The organism is Corynebacterium sp. HMSC05D08, assembly GCF_001807215.1.
Lineage (GTDB): Bacteria > Actinomycetota > Actinomycetes > Mycobacteriales > Mycobacteriaceae > Corynebacterium > Corynebacterium striatum.
In genome coordinates this window covers 1-745 of record NZ_KV788354.1, presented here as the reverse complement: position 1 = coordinate 745, position 745 = coordinate 1, and the positions used below count along the sequence as shown (strand labels likewise).

Here is a 745-nt window from a genome sequence, read left to right as displayed (position 1 = left end):
AGACTCCGTGACCAAAAACTCCATAGACATCACAAGACTAGGTAATGATTGGGAACACTCATGGAGTCGTGCTCTCGCTAAGGAATAGAAGTGAAAAAATCCTCGCTGAAAGGAATAGTTTTAGACCACTTCGGAACCCTTATCGACAACAAAGATAAATCACGTCGATTGGAAGACTGGCTTACCCAAGTTGGGCTACCCATTGTGATCGGGGTGGTTTGCTTTTGTAGGGGCGTCAAACTCGGCGAAGTTGGGACTGCTGTTTCGGGAGTATCAATCGTTTCCGCCTTATTGTGCGCAATGGCAGTATTTCTGTTCCAGCTCCGAGTGGACTTGAGCAAGTCTGACAAAATTTTGCAAAGAGACTACGACTTAGTCGACCAGTGCATGTTCAACACCTTATGGGCAATCGTTTGGGGTATGGGACTCTCGGTTTTCTTGATCGTTTGCGAGGCGGGTGGCTGGCTCAATTCCGCAAAGTCTGGCCCGGTAGTGACCGGAATTGCAGTCGCCGCGTCGGTGCATTTTGTGTTGGTGATTGCAATGTGTCTAAAACGCCTCCGTGAGGCGTATCGGAGAATCGGTATGAAAGACCTCTAGAACTCTTCAAACGAAAGACCGTAGCCCCTCGCCAGTGAAGAAGGAGGGGCTACGGTCGTCCTCTTTTTCAGACTCGGCTGATTTGGAAGGTTAAACCTTACGTCGGGCCCGACCCCGGAAAGTGGACACGTCGGGGGTTAGCTAT

The 745-nt window shown here is 49.9% G+C and carries 1 protein-coding gene; it reads left to right on the top strand.

Going from position 1 to position 745, the window contains the following annotated elements; translation table 11 throughout:
- Nucleotides 1–90 precede the first annotated feature (90 nt).
- Nucleotides 91–600 carry a hypothetical protein gene (locus HMPREF3148_RS10890; RefSeq protein WP_065420408.1) on the top strand — a complete coding sequence of 170 codons (510 nt, stop codon included), beginning with the start codon at nt 91–93 and terminating at the stop codon, nt 598–600.
- Nucleotides 601–745 lie beyond the last annotated feature (145 nt).